Raw genomic sequence first — 18,803 nt, 5'->3', positions numbered from 1 at the left:
ACCTGACGGGCCCTGCCTGGTAGAGGTGGTCCGCGGTGTCGTGCGCCCATCATAGGAATGCGGATCGTGCTGTGTGACGCACCAGGGGTGGTGAATCCGTGCGGGCACCTGGTTCATCGGCCGTTTGGTCCGGATTAATCCGATCAATCCCCGGCGGGCGATCGTGGAGCGCTGACGGTGGTGCGCGGCGGACGCCGCTGCGAGGACGTCCGGACGATGAGCTCCGTCGGTATCACCTGCTCCACCGGCCCGTCGTGTTCGACCCCTTCGATGGCGTCGATGAGGAGCTGGACGACAGCCGTGCCGATCCTGCGGGGTTTCAGCGAGAGCGTCGTGATGGGCGGCTCGGTCGACGCGTACACCGTGGACTCGCTGCAGCAGACCAGCAGGAGGTCCTCGGGGACCCGCAGGCCGTAGCGGCGCGCGGCGGCGAGCAGGTCGGTCCCGTTGGGGTCGAACAGCCCGTAGACGGCGTCGGGACGGTCGGGGCGGGCGAGGAGGCGGTCCGCGGCGACGGCGCCCGCGCAGGGGTCGTGGGCCGGATAGGACTCGTAGACCGGATCCTGGCCGACCCGCTCGCACCAGTGGAGGTAGGCCGTGGTGGAGAGCCGGGTGTACGTGTCGGTCGTGGTGCCGGTCAGCAGGCCGATGCGGCGTGCCCCGGCGGCCGCGAGATGGTCCAGGAGGTCCAGGACCGCGGCCCGGTGGTCGTTGTCCACCCACGCGGTGACCGGCAGCGTGCCGGCCGGGCGTCCGTCGGAGACGACGGGCAGTCCCTGGCGCACGAGTTCGGTGACCACCGGGTCCTGGTCGGACGGGTCGATGACGACCGTTCCGTCGAGTGCGACGTTCGACCAGACGTCGTGGCGTGAGGTGGCCGGAAGGATCACGAGGGCGTAGCCGCGGGCGAGGGCTGCCGATGTGGCGGCTCTCGCCATCTCCGCGAAGTACGCGAACTCGGTGAAGGTGAAAGGTTCATCCCCGTACGTGGTCACGGTCAGGCCGATGAGCCCCGACTTGCCGGTGCGGAGGGTGCGGGCCGCCGCGGACGGGCGGTAGCCCAGCCGTTCGGCGACCTCTCGGACATGGCGGCGGGTGGCGTCCGGGAGCCTGCCCTTGCCGTTGAGGGCGTCGGACACGGTCGTGATGGAGACCCCGGCCGCCGCGGCCACGTCCCGGATCCCCGCCCGTCCCTGTCGGCCGCTGCGCCGGGGCGTCTCTGTCCGGCTCACCTGGTGCTTCCCTGCTGCTGTCATGGCGAGCCGATATTAGGGCTCCGGTGCCGGGTTGGGCCGGTCGCATATGCGCCCGTTGACAGGCACGTTTCTGCATGATCAGAAAAGGGTAAATGCCTTGCAAATAAAGGGTGTTGAGGCCCTGAAGGTCGATGTGTCATGCATCGACGCGCGTGAACCTGCTGAATGGTCCATGTCTCGAAGAGGTCTCAACTCACCTGTTCGGGGGATGCGCGCCACGGAGTGAGCGACCGGCGCGCGGAGGAACGCACAGTGCTCCCCCCTCTTGAGGCCTCCCGGAGGCGCGTGCGACCGGCGTTTCCCGCCGGAGAGGGCGATTTCGGATGCCGCCATTCGCACGGATGCCCAATCCTCATAAGGTGAGCAGTATTGATGTGCACGGATGGTCGAGGAGGACCTGCGGTGAGCGAGACGAGCCCCAAGCTGCGCGCCGAGCTGGACGGCGTCCCTGCGTACGTGCCGGGCAGGCCGGCCGCCGCGGGAGGACCGGTTGCCTTCAAGCTTTCCTCGAACGAGAACCCGTACCCGCCCCTGCCGGGTGTCATGGAGTCGGTGCTCGCCGCGGCCGCCGGCTTCAACAGGTATCCGGACATGGCCTGTACCGGTCTGATGAACGAGCTCGCCGACCGCTTCGGTGTGCCGGTCTCCCATCTGGCCACCGGTACGGGTTCCGTCGGTGTGGCCCAGCAGCTGCTCCAGGCCACCTCGGGCCCCGGCGACGAGGTGATCTACGCCTGGCGGTCGTTCGAGGCGTACCCGATCATCACGCAGATCAGCGGTGCGACGTCGGTCAAGGTGCCGCTGACCACCGCTGAGGTGCACGACCTCGACGCCATGGCCGGCGCGATCACCGATCGGACCCGGATGATCTTCGTCTGCAACCCGAACAACCCGACCGGGACCGTGGTGCGCCGGGCGGAGCTGGAGCGGTTCCTGGACCGTGTGCCGGACGACGTCCTGGTGGTGCTCGACGAGGCGTACAAGGAGTTCATCCGGGACGCCGACGTGCCGGACGGCATCGAGATCTACCGTGACCGGCCCAACGTCGCAGTGCTCCGGACCTTCTCCAAGGCGTACGGCCTGGCGGGTCTGCGGGTCGGCTTCGCGGTGGCGCACGAGCCGGTGGCGGCGGCGCTGCGCAAGACCGCCGTCCCGTTCGGCGTCAGTCAGGTCGCCCAGGACGCCGCGGTCGCCTCGCTGCGCGCCGAGGACGAGCTGCTGGGGCGGGTCGGATCGCTGGTGGGTGAGCGTGCCCGTGTGTACGAGGGGCTGCTGCGCCAGGGCTGGACCGTCCCGGAGTCGCAGGCGAACTTCGTCTGGCTGCGCCTGGGGGACCGGACGCTCGACTTCGCCGCGGCCTGTGAGCGTGCGGGAGTGGTCGTGAGGCCGTTCGCCGGTGAGGGAGTACGGGTCACGATCGGGGAGGCCGAGGCCAATGACGTGTTCCTGAAGGTGACCGAGTCCTTCCAGCAGGAGCGGTAGCGGCGCGTACGCCGCCCGACGGACCTCCGGTGGCCCCGGACCCCGCGACGGGGTCCGGGGCCACTGTCCTTTCGCGTCCCGCCGTCCCTCCGTGTCCACCGTCCTACGCGTCCTGCCGTCCCGCCGTCCTGCCGTCCTGCCGTCCCGCCGTCCCTCCTGTCCCGGCGGCCGCCTCCGGGCGCCGGGCCTGTCCGGTTTCGGACGACCCGACCGGTGCGGCCGAAAAGGACCCCCCGCGCGACGCTCTCGAAGGTGTGTGCGCCATAATGCTTGTGAATGTGAACGCGTTCACAAGCGTGCCTCGTTTATCCCAGGATCGGGTGAATAAAAGGGGCAGGCTGCGGCTGTGATCACGGCGACGTAAGGAGAATGTCGTGGACCTGGCTCTGGCACCGGAGACCCTGGCGCGATGGCAGTTCGGCATCACCACCGTCTACCACTTCCTGTTCGTCCCTCTGACGATCTCTCTCGCCGCGCTGACCGCCGGCCTGCAGACCGCCTGGGTGCGCACGGAGAACGAGAAGTACCTCAGGGCGACGAAGTTCTGGGGCAAGCTCTTCCTGATCAACATCGCGATGGGCGTGGTCACCGGCATCGTGCAGGAGTTCCAGTTCGGAATGAACTGGTCCGACTACTCGCGGTTCGTCGGTGACGTCTTCGGTGCCCCGCTCGCCTTCGAGGCGCTGATCGCCTTCTTCTTCGAGTCCACCTTCATCGGGCTGTGGATCTTCGGCTGGGACAAGCTGCCGAAGAAGATCCACCTCGCCTGCATCTGGATGGTCTCCATCGGCACCGTCCTCTCCACGTTCTTCATCCTGGCGGCCAACTCCTGGATGCAGCACCCGGTCGGCTACCGCATCAACAAGGAGCGCGGGCGGGCGGAGCTCACGGACTTCTGGCACGTACTCACGCAGAACACCGCGCTCGCCCAGTTCTTCCACACGATCACGGCGGCCTTCCTCGTGGGCGGCGCCTTCATGGTCGGCATCGCCGCCTTCCACCTGGCGCGCAAGAGGCACATCCCGGTGATGCGCACCTCGCTGAGGGTCGGTCTGGTCACGGTGGTGATCGCCGGACTCCTCACCGCCGTCAGCGGAGACGTGCTCGGCAAGGTGATGTTCAAGCAGCAGCCCATGAAGATGGCCGCGGCCGAGGCTCTGTGGGAGGGGGAGGACGGGGCACCCTTCTCGCTCTTCGCGGTCGGTGACGTGGCCGAGGGGCACAACGACGTCGAGATCTCGATCCCGGGGATACTTTCCTTCCTCGCTGACGACAGCTTCACCTCGTACGTCCCCGGCATCAACGACATCAACAAGGCCGAGCAGGAGAAGTACGGCCCCGGCGACTACCGGCCCAACATCCCGGTGGCCTTCTGGAGCTTCCGCTGGATGATCGGCTTCGGCATGGCGTCGTTCGGGCTCGGTCTGCTCGGGCTGTGGCTCACCCGACGGAAGTTCCTGTTGCCGCCGGCGCTGCGCACCGGTGAGGACGAGGTGCCGAACCTGGTCCTCTTCAGGAACACGGCGCTGAGCCCGAAGTTCGCCAGGCTCTACTGGATCACCGCCCTGTGGACCATGCTCTTCCCGCTGATCGCCAATTCCTGGGGCTGGATCTTCACCGAGATGGGACGCCAGCCCTGGGTGGTCTACGGGGTGTTCCAGACGCGCGACGCGGTCTCCCCAGGGGTTTCGCAGGGAGAGATCCTCACGTCCATGATCGGCTTCACGGCGCTCTACGCGGTGCTCGCCGTCATCGAGGTCAAGCTCCTCCTGAAGTACGTCAAGGCCGGACCGCCCGAGCTCACCGAGGCCGACCTCAACCCGCCCACCCGGATCGGCGGCCACGACCAGGACGCCGACCGGCCGATGGCCTTCTCCTACTGAGATCAAGCGGAGCTGAGAGATGGAACTCCACGACGTCTGGTTCGTGCTCATCGCCGTCCTGTGGACCGGCTACTTCTTCCTGGAGGGATTCGACTTCGGAATAGGGGTCCTCACCAAACTGCTGGCCCGGGACCGCAAGGAGCGCCGGGTGCTGATCAACACGATCGGTCCGGTCTGGGACGGGAACGAGGTGTGGCTGCTCAGCGCGGGAGGCGCGACCTTCGCGGCGTTCCCCGAGTGGTACGCCACGTTGTTCTCCGGCTTCTACCTTCCCCTGCTCGTCATCCTGCTCTGCCTGATCGTGCGAGGGGTGGCCTTCGAATACCGGGCGAAGCGGCCCGAGGAGCGCTGGCAGGCCAACTGGGAGCACGCGATCTTCTGGACCTCGCTGATTCCCGCCGTCCTGTGGGGCGTGGCCTTCGGGAACATCGTCCGAGGTGTGAAGATCGACGCCGACATGGAGTACGTCGGCAACTTCTGGGACCTGCTGAACCCCTACGCCATCATGGGCGGGCTGGTCACATTGTTCCTCTTCACCTTCCACGGATCGGTGTTCGCCGCGCTCAAGACGGTCGGGGACATCAGGGAACGAGCTCGGAGGCTGGCCCTCAAGCTGGGCCTGGCCACCGCGGTGCTCGCTCTGGGCTTCCTCGTCTGGACCCAGGCGGACAACGGCAACGGGCGGAGCCTGGTGGCCATGATCGTCGCTGTGGTGTCGTTGGTGCTGGCCATCGGTGCCATAGCGGCGGGACGCGAGGGCTGGTCCTTCGCGTTCTCCGGCGTGACCATCGCGGCAGCGGTCGCGATGCTCTTCCTGACGCTCTTCCCGAACGTCATGCCGTCCTCGCTGAACGACGCCTGGAACCTGACGGTCTCCAACGCCTCGTCCAGCCCCTACACCCTCAAGATCATGACCTGGTGCGCCGGCATCGCCACTCCGGTGGTGCTGCTCTACCAGGGCTGGACCTACTGGGTGTTCCGCAAGCGCATCGGCACGCACCACATCGCCGACGCCCACTGAGCGCAACCGGTGTGACGGTGCCGAGATGCAGCGACTCACCGATGTGCCGTACCGAACCTGTCCCGTGCGCCGAACTGGCCGAGCGAGCGACATGAGCTCACTGGGGAGCTGTTTCACGTGAAACCGATCGACCCACGTCTTCTCCGGTACGCCCGGGCCACTCGCTTCTTCCTGGCGGCCGTCGTGGCGCTTGGCCTGGTCGGAGCGGCCCTGGTCATCGCTCAGGCCATGCTCGTCGCCGAGGTGGTGGTAGGCGGGTTCCAGGACGGTCTGACGGCTTCGGGGCTCCGTACACCCCTGCTCCTGCTGGCCGCCGTCGCGTCGGGCAGGGCACTGGTGGCCTGGCTGACGGAACTCGCCGCACACCGGGCGAGCTCCGCGGTCAAGTCCGAACTGCGCGGCCGGCTCATGGAGCGGGCCTCCGGGCTGGGCCCGGGGTGGCTGGGCGGGCAGCGCACCGGGTCGCTGATCGCGCTGGCCACCCGGGGCGTCGACGCCCTCGACGACTACTTCTCGCGCTACCTCCCCCAGCTCGGTCTCGCGGTCGTGGTGCCCGTGGCGGTGCTGGCCCGGATCGTCACCGAGGACTGGGTCTCCGCCGCGATCATCGTGGTGACGCTGCCACTTATCCCGCTCTTCATGATTCTCATCGGCTGGGCCACCCAGTCCCGGATGGACGACCAGTGGAGGCTGCTCTCGCGGCTCTCCGGACACTTCCTGGACGTGGTCGCCGGACTTCCTACGCTGAAGGTCTTCGGGCGGGCCAAGGCGCAGGCCGAGTCGATCCGCACCATCACCTCGCAGTACCGCCGGGCCACGCTGAAGACGTTGCGTATCGCCTTCCTGTCGTCCTTCGCGCTGGAGTTGCTGGCGACCCTCTCCGTGGCCCTGGTCGCGGTGACGATCGGGATGCGGCTCGTCCACGGAGAGCTGGACCTCTACACGGGGCTGGTGATCCTCATCCTGGCACCCGAGGCCTATCTGCCGATCCGCCAGGTCGGTGCCCAGTACCACGCGGCCGCGGAGGGCCTCTCGGCGGCGGAGGAGATCTTCGCGGTGCTGGAGACCGAGCCCCCGGCCCCGGGATCCCAGGACGTGCCCCGGTCGCTGCGGCTGGAGCTGGAAGAAGTCACGGTCCGGCACGAAGGCCGGACGGAGCCCTCGCTGGACCGGGCCTCGCTCGTGGTCGAGCAGGGGGAGACCGTCGCCCTGGTCGGTCCCAGCGGGATCGGCAAGTCCACCCTCCTCGACGTGGTGCTCGGATTCACGGCGCCCGACGAAGGGCGGGTCCGGGTCGGCGGGACCGATCTGTCCGCCGTCTCCCCCGAGCGCTGGCGCGAGCAGATCGCCTGGGTGCCCCAGCGCCCTCACCTCTTCGCAGGGACGATCGCGGAGAACGTACGGCTGGCCCGTCCGGACGCGGACGACGCGGCGGTCGTGGCCGCGCTGCGGGAGGCAGGGGCGTACGACTTCGTGGAGGCGCTGCCCGAAGGCACCGGTACGCCGCTGGGTGAGGACGGCGCCGGGCTCTCCGCGGGTCAGCGGCAGCGGCTCGCACTGGCGCGGGCCTTCCTGGCCGACCGGCCCCTGCTCCTGCTCGACGAACCGACGGCGAGCCTGGACGGGGAGACGGAAGCAGCCATCGTCGACGCGGTACGGAGGCTGGCCGCGGGACGCACCGTGCTGCTGGTCGTGCACCGGCCCGCGCTGCTCTCGGTCGCGGACCGGGTGGTGGTGCTGGAGCCGGTGACGCCGGGTGTGCTGCCCGCGCGACAGGGGCCGGAGCGAGCGACGGACCCGGGGGAGCCCGCCGTCCAGGGGAGCGCGGACGGGCCCGGGCGGGCTCGTGAGTCTGTCCTCCGGGACACCGCTCCCGGTCCCGGCGGTCGCGTACTGGCCCGGGTCCGCGAGGCCGCAGGCTCCCAGCACGGGAAACTGGGCCTGGCCCTGCTGCTGGGCAGCCTCGCCGTGGGGTCGTCCGTCGGCCTCATGGCGGTCTCGGGATGGCTGATCTCCCGGGCCTCCGAACAGCCGCCCGTCCTGTATCTGATGGTCGCCGTCACCGCGACCCGGGCCTTCGGCATGGGCCGGGCGGTCTTCCGCTACGCCGAGCGGCTGGTGTCCCACGATGCGGTGCTGAGGATGCTCGCCGAGCTCAGGGTGTCGGTGTACCGGGGGCTGGAACGCATCGCGCCCGCCGGCCTCCGTACGAGGCGGCGCGGCGATCTGCTGTCCCGGCTGGTCTCCGACGTGGACACGCTGCAGGACTACTGGCTGCGCTGGCTGCTGCCCGTGGGGACCGCGCTCGGGGTCGGGGCGGGGGCCGTCGCCTTCACCGCCTGGATGCTGCCGGAGGCGGGCGCCGTACTGGCGGCCGGTCTGCTGCTCGCCGGTGTGGGGGTGCCGTGGCTGAGCGGCGCCTGTGCCCGGCGTGCCGAGCGCCGGCTGGCGCCCGCCCGGGCGGCGCTGGCGGTGCGGGTCGCCGACCTTCTCGGGGGGACGGCCGAGCTGACCGTCGCGGGGGCGCTGCCCGCCCGGAGGGAGCAGGTGCGTGCGGCGGACACGGTTCTCACGAGGATCGCCTCGCGCGCGGCGGCGGCCACGGCGCTGGGAGGCGGACTGTCCGCCCTGGTCTGCGGTCTCACGGTCGTGGGTGCGGCGGTCGTCGCGCTGCCCGCGGTGTTCGACGGACGGCTGGAGGGCGTGGAGCTCGCCGTCGTCGTCCTCACGCCGCTGGCGGCCTTCGAGGCCGTGACGGGGCTGCCGCTCGCGGTCCAGTACCGACGGCGGGTCAGGACCAGCGCGGAGCGGGTCTTCGAGGTGCTGGACGCTCCGGTGCCGGTCGCCGAGCCGACCGAGCCGGAGCAGGCGCCCGCCTCGCCCTTCCCGCTCGACGTACGAGGGCTTTCGGCCAGGTACGAGGGCGCGGAGCGCGACGCGCTGCACTCCGTCGACCTGACGCTGCACGCCGGTGAGCGGATCGCGGTCGTGGGCACGTCCGGATCCGGAAAGACCACGCTCGCCCAGGTACTTCTCCGCTTCCTGGACGCGCGGGAGGGGACGTACCGTCTCGGCGGTGTCGACGCCTCGGCGCTGGACGGGGACACCGTCCGGGCCTTCGTCGGGCTGTGCGCCCAGGACGCCCACGTCTTCGACAGTTCCGTCCGCGAGAACCTGCGCCTCGCCCGTACCGGCGCGACGGATGGTCAGCTGCGTGCCGCGCTCGAGGCGGCGCGGCTGCTGGACTGGGCCGACTCCCTGCCCGACGGGCTCGACACGATGGTCGGCGAACACGGTGCCCGGCTCTCGGGCGGTCAACGTCAGCGGCTGGCGCTGGCCCGGGCACTCCTCGCCGACTTCCCGGTACTCGTGCTCGACGAGCCCGCGGAACACCTCGACCTGGCGACGGCGGATGCCCTGACCGCCGATCTGCTGGCCGCCACCGAAGGACGTACGACCGTGCTGATCACGCATCGGCTGGCCGGGCTCGAGGCGGTGGACGAGGTCCTGGTGCTGGACGGAGGCCACGTGGTGCAGCAGGGCCCGTACGCCGCCCTTGCGGCACAGGACGGTCCGCTGAGCCGCATGCTCGCACGCGAGCAGGAGCCGGTGCGGACGGGCGAGGAGCGGGTGGGGCCGGTGCCGGTGCGCGCCTGAGAGCGGTGGCGCGATGCCGTCCGACTTTCCGGACCATTCAGGTCTTATTAGGCTCAGGTCATGTCCGAGCCGGATCCGAAGGGCGCGTCCGGAGCCGTGCAGCCGGCCACCGGGGGCCTGCGGGGGCTCTCCGCCGAGCTGACCGCGCGTGTTCCGCAGCTGCTGGAAGCGACGAGGTCCGTCGGCACGGGCCTGGAGCTCCACTCCACCCTCGAACGCATCTGTGAGACCGCGGCCGAACTGGCCCATGCCCGCTATGCGGCCATCGGTGTCGTCGAGGAGCCAGGTGAGAGTCTCTGCGACTTCATCGCCCACGGGGTGCCGGAGGAGGTCGGCCGGGCGATCGGCCGCCCGCCCGACGGTCATACCGGTCTCCTCGGCGCTCTGATCCAGGAGGGCGTACCCATCAGGCTGGAGGATCTGGAGGCGGACCCGCGCTTCGCCGGATTCCCCGCCGCCCACCCGAAGATGCGCTCCTTCCTCGGGGTCCCCATCCGGGTCCAGGGCAAGATCTTCGGCAACCTGTACGTGATGGAGAAGTGCGCCGGCGGGACCTTCGGGGACGACGAGCTGCACATGCTGCGCGTGCTGGCCACCGAGGCCGGGATCGCCATCGGCCTTGCCCGCACGTACGAGTCCGCCCGGCAGCGAGGCCAGTGGATCGACGGCTCGGTGGCCGTCACCACCGCCCTGCTCTCCGGCGGGGACGCGGACGAGGCGCTCGCTGTCGTCGCCGAACAGGCCCGCCGTCTCGCCGATGCCGCGGCCGGAATCGTGCTGCTCCCGGCCGAGTCGGGAGGCCTGGAGATCGTCGCCGTCTCCGGCGACAGGCCGTCCGCTTCCCTCGGGGTGATCATCCCGCCGCAGAGCCCCGTGGTCGCGGCTCTCCTGAGGGGCGAGGAGGTGTTCCTGGACGACTCGGCGACCGATCCCCGCATGGTCACGCGGCTTGCGGACCAGTTCGGACCGCACATGCTGCTCCCTCTGCGCAGCGGCGGACGCGTGATCGGGGCGCTTGCCATCCCCCGGGTCCAGGGAGGGAGGCCGTTCACCGAGGCGGAGCGGATGCTCGCCACCCATTTCGCCGCGCAGGCCGCCCTGGCCCTCAAACTGGCCGAGGCGCAGCGGGACCGGGAGAGGCTCGTCGTCTACGAGGACCGGGACCGCATCGCACGGGACCTCCACGACCTCGTGATCCAGCGCCTGTTCGCCACGGGGATCATGCTGGAGGGCGCACAGCGGAGGTCACCGGTGCCGGCAGTGCAGGCCGGCATCGGACGGGCCGTCGACGAGCTGGATGTGACCATCCAGGAGATCCGCACCGCCATCTTCGCGCTGCAGCAGGAGCCCGAGGAGGCGCCTTCGGGGCTGCGGACCAGGGTCCTGCGGGAGATCAACATGGCGGCGGTGCCCTTGGGCTTCGCGCCCTCGCACCGGTTTCTCGGCCCCGTCGACTCGTCGGTGGGGGAGCTGGCGGGCAAGAACCTCATCGCCGCCCTGCGCGAGACGCTCTCCAACACCTTCCGTCACGCGAGGGCCTCACATGTCGAGGTGACGGTGGACGCGACCGCCGCGCTGCCCGACGGGCGGGACGCGGTGCGCCTGACGGTCACGGACGACGGGGTGGGCATCCCGGAGGGCGGACGGCGCAGCGGGCTGCGCAATCTCGCCCGGCGGGCGGAGTCCCTGGGCGGTGCCAGCTGGTTCGGGCCGGGGACCGGGGAGGCGGGCGGCGGCACGACGGTGACCTGGCAGGTCCCGGTGTGACGGTGCCGTGGGCGCCGCCGGTGTGCGGGGCGTGCCGTACGGGTTCCGCGATCGGTGTGCGGGGCGTGCCGTACGGGTTCCGCGATCGGTGTGCGGGGCGTGCCGTACGGGTTCCGCGATCGGTGTGCGGGGTCCAGGGGCGCGTTCGGGTGGGGCGAGGGAGCGTGTTCGGCGTGCGGGTTCAGCCCGCGGTCCGGCGCGCGGCGAGGATCCGCTCGATGACGACCGCGACGCCGTCCTCGTCGTTGGTCAGCGTCACGCCCGACGCGGCGGCCAGCGCGGCGGGATGGGCGTTGCCCATGGCGAACGAGGCCCCGGCCCAGCTCAGCATCTCCACGTCGTTGGGCATGTCCCCGAACGCGACCACCTCGGCCGCCGAGATCCCGCGCTCCGCGCAGCAGGCGGCGAGCGTGGCGGCCTTGGAGACCCCCAGGCCGCTGATCTCCAGCAGCGCCGTGGGGCTGGACCGGGTGAACGACGCCCGGTCCCCCGCGACCTCGCGCGCCAGCGCGAGGAAGGCGTCCGGGGCCAGTTCGAGGTGATGGGCGAGAACCTTGAGAACCGGAGTGCCGGTGCCCGGGGCCTCCTCGTGGAGCAGCTTCTCCGCGACGGCGACCGTGGCCCCCGGGTCCATGTGGAACGGGGGGTAGGCGGGCTCGTAGTGGATGCCGGTGGCCAGCTCGACGGCGAACGAGACACCCGGTGCGGCTTCGCGCAGGAGGCCGACGACGTCCAGGGCGATCCGGCGGTCCAGCGGATGGACCGCGAGCAGGCGTCCGCTGCGCAGGTCGGCAACCGCGGCGCCGTTCCCGCAGATCGCCATGGAGTGGCCCTGGACGTACGGGGCGACGACGTCCATCCAGCGGGCCGGCCTTCCCGTGACGAAGAAGACCTCGATCCCCGCCTCCTCGGCAGCTGCCAGGGCCGCGGTCGTACGGTCCGACAACGTCTTGTCGTCGCGCAGGAGGGTGCCGTCCAGATCGGTGGCGATCAGCCGGGTCACGGCAGGCAGGGGCGAGTCGGTAGCTGAGGTCACCCCGGCATTCTCCCGTACGGGGTTGCACGGGCGTGCGGAGGGGCGCACATCTGAGAGGGTGAGCCGTTGAGCTGCTGGATCTGACACAGGCATATGCCAACCTTCACCGGCCCGGCGACCTGCGGGGACGGTGCCCGTCTCCTGCCGGGGACGGTGCTCGCCTCGCCCCGGGGAGGGTGCTCGTCTCGCATCGGAGGCGACGCCCACCCCGGCCGGAGGGAACGCCGACCGGTTACGGCCCGGTCGCCATCCGTTCGCTCCGGCCCGGTCGCCGTCCGTTCCCTCCGGAGAGGAAGGGGTCAGCCGAGCTGGCCCAGGGCCTCCGTGGCGATCCGCTCGAACACCCCGGTGTCCAGGGCGAAGAGGGAGTCCGGCACCGGCCAGTGGACGACGATCTCGGTGAAGCCGAGGTCGAAGTGCGTTCCCGCGAAGTCCACGAACGCGTCGACGGACTGCAGGGGGCTGCCCGGGGTGAAGCCGGTGAGGAGGATCTTGTCCAGCTCGCCCACGTCGCGGCCCGTCTCCTCGCAGGCCGCGCCGAGCCGGCTGATCTGGCCGCGCAGGGCCGTCACGGACTGCTCAGGGGTGCCGGCCTCGTACAGCTTGGGATCACCGGTGGTGACCCAGGCCTGGCCGTGCCGCGCCGCGAGCCTCAGCCCGCGCGGCCCGGTGGCGGCGATCGCGAAGGGCAGCCGGGGGCGCTGTACGCAACCGGGGATGTTGCGGGCCTCGTTCGCGGCGTAGAACCGGCCCTCGCTCGTCACGGAGGGCTCCCGGAGCAACTGGTCGAGCAGCGGGACGAACTCGTCGAAGTGGTCGGCACGTTCGCGCGGTGTCCACGGCTCCTCGTCCCTCCGGCGCAGCGTGGTGGCGTCGAAGCCGTTGCCGCCGGCGCCGATGCCGAGGGTGATCCGCCCGCCGGAGACGTCATCCAGCGTGATGAGGTCCTTGGCCAGCGTCACCGGATGCCGGAAGTTGGGCGAGGTGACGAGTGTGCCCAGGCGCAGGCGCTCGGTGGCGGCCGCGGCCGCGGTCAGCGTGGGGATCGCCCCGAACCACGGCCCGTCGCGGAAGGTCCGCCAGGCCAGGTGGTCGTAGGTGTACGCGGCGTGGAATCCCAGCTCCTCGGCGCGTACCCACAGGGGCCGGCCGCCGTCGTGCCAGCGACGGATGGGCAGGATCACGGTGCTCAGTCGGCGGGAGGAGGTCATGACGACGACTGTACGGCGATGCGACCAGGGACCCGGAAGCCACTGCGGTCCAGCGGGCCCGGGGGCCTGCGGGCGCCTGAGGGCCTGCGGGAGGAACCCTGCCACGGGCGGGCGGCAGTGGTGCCGGGGCCCGGGGCCGGAGTGAGGCTGGAAGGGACCCGGCCGGTCCTTCCCGCGCGGGTGCACGGGACGGGATGCGGTCGGCCGGAGGGAATGAGCCGCCATGAGGATGATGCTCACCGCGCAGATGAACCCGAGGCGACGAACCGCTCTGTGTCCGAAGGGACCATGTCCAAGATGATCGAGGAGGTCGTGGAGCAGCTCAGGCCCGAAGCGTCGTACGTCACTCTCCAGGACGGCCGGCGTACCTGCCTGATGGTCTTCGACATGCAGGAATCGGCGCAGGTGCCACCGCTTCTGGATCCTTTGTCTCACACGGGGCCAAAGATCCCCTTAGTGCTCCAGCCTTAGATCGCGATCTTGCTGTTCAGGGCTGGTCCGGAGATGGCTGAGGCCACCGTTGATCATCGTGAGTTGTGTGGACAAACGAAGATCAGGCGGTGGCCGCGGGGCACAGCGCAGTGCCTGCCCGGTGGCGGGCGATGTTCGACCAGCTGATGGGCCGCGTGGCGGGCCGGTTTTTGCTCGGGTCGAACCCCGACGTCGCGCAACCGCGTTGGTGCTCGGACTGCTGTCAGACCTGCCGCGGAAGAACTGCTGGACGCTGGCCGAGCATGCGGGCGACGCGACTCCGGACGGCATGCAGCACCTGCTGCATCGTGCGAAGTGGGACGCCGACGCTGGCCGCAATGACGTGCGCGCTTACGTCGTCGAGCATCTCGCCGACGACCAGGCGGTGCTCGTGGTCGACGAGACGGGCGATCTGAAGAAGGGCACGGCGACCGTCGGCGTCCAGCGCCGGTACACCGGCACCGCCGGCCGGATCGAGAACGCCCAGGTCGCCGTCTATTTCGTGTATTCCGCCGCCCGCGGACACGCCTCCGTCGACCGAGCCCTGTACGTGCCACGCTCTTGGACCGAGGACCCGGACCGCTGCCGGAGCGCGGGCATCCCGAACGATCTGGCCTTCGCCACCAAGCCCCAGCTCGCCGCCCGCATGGTCGAGCGGGCGCTGGACGCGGGAACCCCCGCACGCTGGGTCGCAGGCGACGAGGTCTACGGCGACAACCCCCACCTGCGGATCACCCTTGAACGCCGCCGGACCGGCTACGTCCTGGCCGTCTCCAGCACCCACCCGACCACCACGCGCGCTGGGAAGTTCCAGGCGAAGACCCTGGCCGCGCGGCTCCCGAAGCGGGCCTGGCAGCGACTGTCAGCTGGAGCGGGCGCAAAGGGCGAGCGGTACTACGACTGGGCACAGGTCGATATCCACGCCCCCGCCGGTCGGCCCGACCACTGGTGCCTGCTGGTCCGCCGCAACCGTCGCACCGGCGAACTCGCCTTCTACCGCTGCTGCTCACCCGGGCCGGCGGCACTGTCGGAACTGGTGCGGGTGGCCGGACGGCGCTGGACGATCGAGGAGACATTCCAGGCCGTCAAGGGCCTGACCGGCCTGGACGAGCACCAGGTTCGCCGCTGGACCTCCTGGCACCGCTGGGTGACCCTCGCGATGCTCGCCCACGCCTTCCTCACCGTCACCGCAGCCTCCGAACGGCGCGACCAGCCCGCCCTTGACGGCCTGATCCCCTTGACCAGCAACGAGATCCAGCACCTGTTCGCGGCCCTGATCAGTCCGGTCCACGACGTCGCACACCGCCTGCGCTGGTCACACTGGCGACGCCGACACCAAGCCCGCGCCCGAGCCTGCCACTACCGACGGCAAGCAACTGCCCAGCCGTAGAGACTCGTGTCCCCTGGCCGGTGGCGATATTGAGATGTCGCGAGGTCGGTGCCGATGCATACTTCCTCACCGTGGAAACCATGACAGGCGAGCTGCGGCGCCTTCGATCCGGACTGGGAGCCGAGAACGACGACCAGCCTCGGCCGTTTCTCGTGCGCTGCCGGTTCACCGCCGAGGATCCGGCCCAGGTCATAGCCAATGCGCGTGCCGTACTAACGTGCGTGGTCGCGCAGATGGCTGAGTGGCCGGCGGATGAGCTTTGGCCGCAGCTGCTGCCGAACTGGTTCATCCAGCGGTGCTCACCCGAGACTCCGGAACCGGAGCACGGCGAGCCTTTCGACATCGAGGCGTGGCTGCGTCAATGGCGGGCCATGACGCCAGAGGAGAGAGCGGCCGTCGATCAGGGACCGTGGACGCTCTCGGATTGGCTGTACTACTTCGACCCGACCGAGGAAGGAATGGGAGACGACCGCAGCTGGTGGTGGTGGCACGCAGGAACCGACGAGTCGGGCGGCTGGGTGCAGGTGGCCACCACGGGCTGGCCCTTCGGTAGCGCTTCGCTGTCCTGGCTGATTGAGGCAAGTGGGGGTACGGATCTCGTCTACGGGCCATGACCAGCGACTCGCCATGATCGCGATCTACGGCTGGAGTACTAGCCGGTCATGAACCTCGACGACCTGCGTGCGGGGCTGGGCGGCATACAGCGCTGACCCCCTGGCGCGTCAGCCGGGCAGGCGCAGGTAGGCCGGAGGCACGGAGTCGGTGAGCCACACCCCGTTGGCGCTGACGTGGAAGAGGTGCCCCGCCCGGTGCATGGCTCCGGCGTCCACGGAGAGGACGACCGGTACGCCGCGGCGAGCGCCGACCCGGACCGCCGTCTCGCGGTCGGGCGAGAGGTGGACATGGTGGCGGTCCATGGGCCGGAGCCCTTCGGCCCGGATGGCGTCGAGGAAGCGTGCCACGGTGCCGTGGTAGAGGTACGCGGGCGGCTCGGCCGGGGGCAGGCCGAGATCAACCGTGACGGAATGGCCCTGGTTCGCCCGGATGCGGTCCCCGTCCACGGTGAAGCGCCGCTTGTCGTTCACGGCGACCACATGGTCGAGTTCGTCCCGGGTGAGAGCGAAGCCGTGCCGTGCGCAGGCCCGCAGCAACTCGTCGACGGGCACCCAGCCGTGTGTGTCGAGAGCCAGACCGATCCGGCCGGGCTCATGCCGAAGGTGCTTCGACAGATACTTGGACACCTTGACGGTGCGTCGTTCGTCCATCCGGTCAGAGTGCCCTCGGCGCGTCACAGGGCGCACCTCGATTTCATCCGACGTTCGTGGTGGCGGGTGCCGTCATCAGGTTTGATCCACAGCCAACTCGGTTTATCCACAGGCTTTTTGGCGTTCCTGTGGACAACGGCACTACCGTATAACCGATTTGGGTAACTTGGCTGCGGTATGGGCTATATGTGGCATTATTCAACTCCGGTAAGTCTGAACTCCTTCCGTTCAAGCGCAATAGAGCGAAGTCAGTTCATCCGTGCCGGAGTTGTGCCGCATGCCCAGTAATCGGTGACAACCTCCCGTATGGCGACCGCTCTTGTGTCCCAGGCCACCCAACTCGCCCGGTGGTCACAGGGGTGGCTTCAGCCGCGCGACACCGCGCAGCAGTCGGGGACTGACCCGGTGGAGCAGTCGAGCGCCCCGGGCTTCGGGCGTCACCGGCACCACGGCGCGGTTGTCCACCACGGCTTCAAGAATCGCGTGAGCCACCTTCTCCGGCGGGTAGTTGCGCCGCGCGTACAGCTCGGCCGTCCGCTTGCGGAGGCGCTCCTCCTCGGCCTCGTCGGCTCCGGCGAAGCGCGCGGTTCCGGTGATTCCGGTGTTGACGAATCCCGGGCAGATCGCGCTGACGCCGATCGAGCGGTCGGCCAGTTCTGCACGCAGGCATTCGCTGAGCATCAGTACCGCCGCCTTGGAGGTGCTGTAGGCGGGAAGGGCGCGGGAAGGCTGATAGGCAGCCGCCGAAGCGACGTTGACGATGTGACCGCCCTGCCCCCGGTCGGCCATCTGCCTGCCGAAGACCCGGCAGCCGTGGATGACGCCCCAGAGATTCACGTCGAGCACCGTGCGCCACTCCTCGCTCGTGGTGTCGAGGAAGGAGCCCGACAGCCCGATGCCGGCGTTGTTCACCAGGACGTCCACGACGCCGTGTTCGGCGGCGACCTTCTCCGCGAGCTGCTCCATCGCCTGTTCGTCCCCGACGTCCACCACTTCGCCCCACGCCGAGGCGGCGCCGCGCAGTCGTGCTGTCTCCGCCGTCCGTGCCACGCCCTCCGCGTCGCGGTCCACGGCCACCACTCGTGCTCCGGCCTCCGCGAACGACAGGGCTGTCGCACGCCCGATGCCGGAGGCGGCACCCGTCACCAGTACCAACTGGCCGGCGAAGCGCTCCGCATGGGGACCGGTGGCAGTCGTACCCGGTGCTCCGGGGCCGGCGGTACCACCCAGGCTGTCGCCGTCCACGCCGTGCGCGAACTCGCTGATCCAGGAGGCCAGCTGATCCGGCCTGGTGCGCGGTACCCAGTGCTTCGCCGGAAGGGTGCGGCGGACCAAGCGGGGTACCCAGGCTTCGAGTTCGTCGTAGAGCGACGGCGAGAGGAAGGCGTCGCCGGTCGGTGTCACCAGCTGGACCGGGACGTGCGCGTACGCGTCGGGACGTGGACGACGCAGGCGGGCACGGATGTTGTCACGGTAGAGCCATGCCCCGTGCGCCGCGTCCTGAGGGAGCGACTCCGTCGGATAGCCGTCCGCGGGGACCTTCTCCATCCGTCGCAGGATCCGAGGCCACTGCCTGCCCAGGGCCCCGCGCCAGGCCATCTCGGGCAGGACCGGCGTGTGCAGCGCGTACACGTACCAGGACTTCGCGCCTTGGCCGAGCAACTGCCCCACGCCACGCGGATCCGGGTGCGCCATCCGTTGCTTGATCCAGTGCCCGAAGTGGTCCAGGGACGGACCGGACATCGAGGTGAACGAGGCGATACGGCCCCTGGTGCGTTCCACGGTGGCGAACTCCCACGACTGGACCGATCCCCAGTCGTGGCCGACGAGATGAACGGGGCGGTCCGGGCTCACCGCGTCCGCGACAGCGAGGAAGTCGTCGGTCAGCTTCTCCAGCGTGAATCCGCCGCGCAGGGGCCTGAGTGCCGTCGACCTGCCGTGGCCGCGCACGTCGTAGAGCACCACGTGCCACTGCTCGGCCAGCCGCGCCGCCACCTCCGACCAGACCTCCTTGCTGTCCGGATAGCCGTGCACCAGCACGATCGTCGGCTGTGACGGATCGCCCGCCTCGGCGACACACAACTCGACCCCGCCCGTACGCACCCAGCGCTCGCGCGCGCCTCGCAGATTCACGCAGCCTCCTCGTCCGGTGCCGGCGTTGCGGTACGCGTCCGTAACGTGACACCGCTGAAATGTGGCAACCGACCGCCCGTCACGTCAAGGGATGCCCCGAACCTGTGGACAACGCCCTGTGGACGGCCCGCGCCGTGTTCCGTGGACAGCCGTGCCAGGGCCCCGCACACCCGTCCCGGCCCCGGACCGCCCGTCCTCCCCCGTGGGGTCCCCCCTACGGGTCCGTACGCC

Annotated in this window: 11 protein-coding genes and 1 pseudogene; 7 read left to right on the top strand and 5 right to left on the bottom strand. The window is 70.1% G+C overall.

The features are described from left to right. Nucleotides 1-143 precede the first annotated feature (143 nt). A complete protein-coding gene (locus ACFC51_RS25000; protein ID WP_376368300.1) occupies nucleotides 144-1,256 on the bottom strand; it encodes a LacI family DNA-binding transcriptional regulator in 1,113 nt (370 codons plus the stop codon). A 402-nt stretch (nucleotides 1,257-1,658) separates the two neighbouring features. Here ACFC51_RS25000 and hisC point away from each other — a divergent pair, with 402 nt between their 5' ends. The 5 genes from hisC (at nucleotide 1,659) to ACFC51_RS24975 (ending at nucleotide 11,066) form a co-directional block, all read left to right on the top strand. Further along, nucleotides 1,659-2,738: a histidinol-phosphate transaminase gene (gene hisC / locus ACFC51_RS24995; protein ID WP_376530854.1), complete on the top strand. Its 1,080-nt coding sequence runs from the start codon at nucleotides 1,659-1,661 to the stop codon at nucleotides 2,736-2,738. A 374-nt stretch (nucleotides 2,739-3,112) separates the two neighbouring features. Further along, nucleotides 3,113-4,621: a cytochrome ubiquinol oxidase subunit I gene (locus tag ACFC51_RS24990; protein WP_376368304.1), complete on the top strand. Its 1,509-nt coding sequence runs from the start codon at nucleotides 3,113-3,115 to the stop codon at nucleotides 4,619-4,621. Nucleotides 4,622-4,640: 19 nt separating this feature from the next. Next, nucleotides 4,641-5,642 (top strand): cytochrome d ubiquinol oxidase subunit II, encoded by a 1,002-nt coding sequence (cydB, locus tag ACFC51_RS24985; RefSeq protein WP_376368305.1) that lies wholly within the window; start codon nucleotides 4,641-4,643, stop codon nucleotides 5,640-5,642. A 117-nt stretch (nucleotides 5,643-5,759) separates the two neighbouring features. After that, nucleotides 5,760-9,299, top strand: a complete 3,540-nt coding sequence (gene cydD, locus ACFC51_RS24980) for a thiol reductant ABC exporter subunit CydD (RefSeq protein WP_376368307.1) — start codon at nucleotides 5,760-5,762, stop codon at nucleotides 9,297-9,299. 60 nt (nucleotides 9,300-9,359) lie between these two features. Further along, nucleotides 9,360-11,066 carry a GAF domain-containing protein gene (locus tag ACFC51_RS24975; protein WP_376368309.1) on the top strand — a complete coding sequence of 569 codons (1,707 nt, stop codon included), beginning with the start codon at nucleotides 9,360-9,362 and terminating at the stop codon, nucleotides 11,064-11,066. Between the two features lie 181 nt (nucleotides 11,067-11,247). Here the strand turns inward: ACFC51_RS24975 and ACFC51_RS24970 are convergent, their stop codons facing one another. Together ACFC51_RS24970 and ACFC51_RS24965 are read right to left on the bottom strand one after the other, a co-directional pair. Further along, nucleotides 11,248-12,102, bottom strand: coding sequence for a Cof-type HAD-IIB family hydrolase (locus ACFC51_RS24970; RefSeq protein ID WP_376368311.1), 855 nt, complete (start codon nucleotides 12,100-12,102; stop codon nucleotides 11,248-11,250). A gap of 299 nt (nucleotides 12,103-12,401) precedes the next feature. Next, nucleotides 12,402-13,313 carry an LLM class flavin-dependent oxidoreductase gene (locus ACFC51_RS24965; protein ID WP_376368313.1) on the bottom strand — a complete coding sequence of 304 codons (912 nt, stop codon included), beginning with the start codon at nucleotides 13,311-13,313 and terminating at the stop codon, nucleotides 12,402-12,404. Nucleotides 13,314-13,930: 617 nt separating this feature from the next. Here ACFC51_RS24965 and ACFC51_RS24960 point away from each other — a divergent pair. Together ACFC51_RS24960 and ACFC51_RS24955 are read left to right on the top strand one after the other, a co-directional pair. Beyond that, nucleotides 13,931-15,174 (top strand): annotated as a pseudogene (locus ACFC51_RS24960) (IS701 family transposase). 80 nt (nucleotides 15,175-15,254) lie between these two features. After that, a complete protein-coding gene (locus tag ACFC51_RS24955) occupies nucleotides 15,255-15,788 on the top strand; it encodes a hypothetical protein (RefSeq protein ID WP_376368485.1) in 534 nt (177 codons plus the stop codon). 108 nt (nucleotides 15,789-15,896) lie between these two features. On the opposite strand, the gene ACFC51_RS24950 is transcribed toward ACFC51_RS24955, so the two are convergent. Both ACFC51_RS24950 and ACFC51_RS24945 read right to left on the bottom strand, forming a co-directional pair. Next, the gene (locus tag ACFC51_RS24950) at nucleotides 15,897-16,439 is read right to left on the bottom strand and encodes an RNA 2'-phosphotransferase (RefSeq protein ID WP_376368315.1); all 543 of its coding nucleotides are present in this window, start codon (nucleotides 16,437-16,439) and stop codon (nucleotides 15,897-15,899) included. 351 nt (nucleotides 16,440-16,790) lie between these two features. Beyond that, nucleotides 16,791-18,572, bottom strand: coding sequence for an SDR family oxidoreductase (locus ACFC51_RS24945; protein ID WP_376530851.1), 1,782 nt, complete (start codon nucleotides 18,570-18,572; stop codon nucleotides 16,791-16,793). Nucleotides 18,573-18,803: the final 231 nt, after the last annotated feature.

Source organism: Streptomyces sp. NPDC055962 (assembly GCF_042270185.1).
GTDB lineage: Bacteria > Actinomycetota > Actinomycetes > Streptomycetales > Streptomycetaceae > Streptomyces.
Note: the sequence above shows the minus strand (reverse complement) of the source record. Positions and strands in the feature narration are given on the sequence as shown.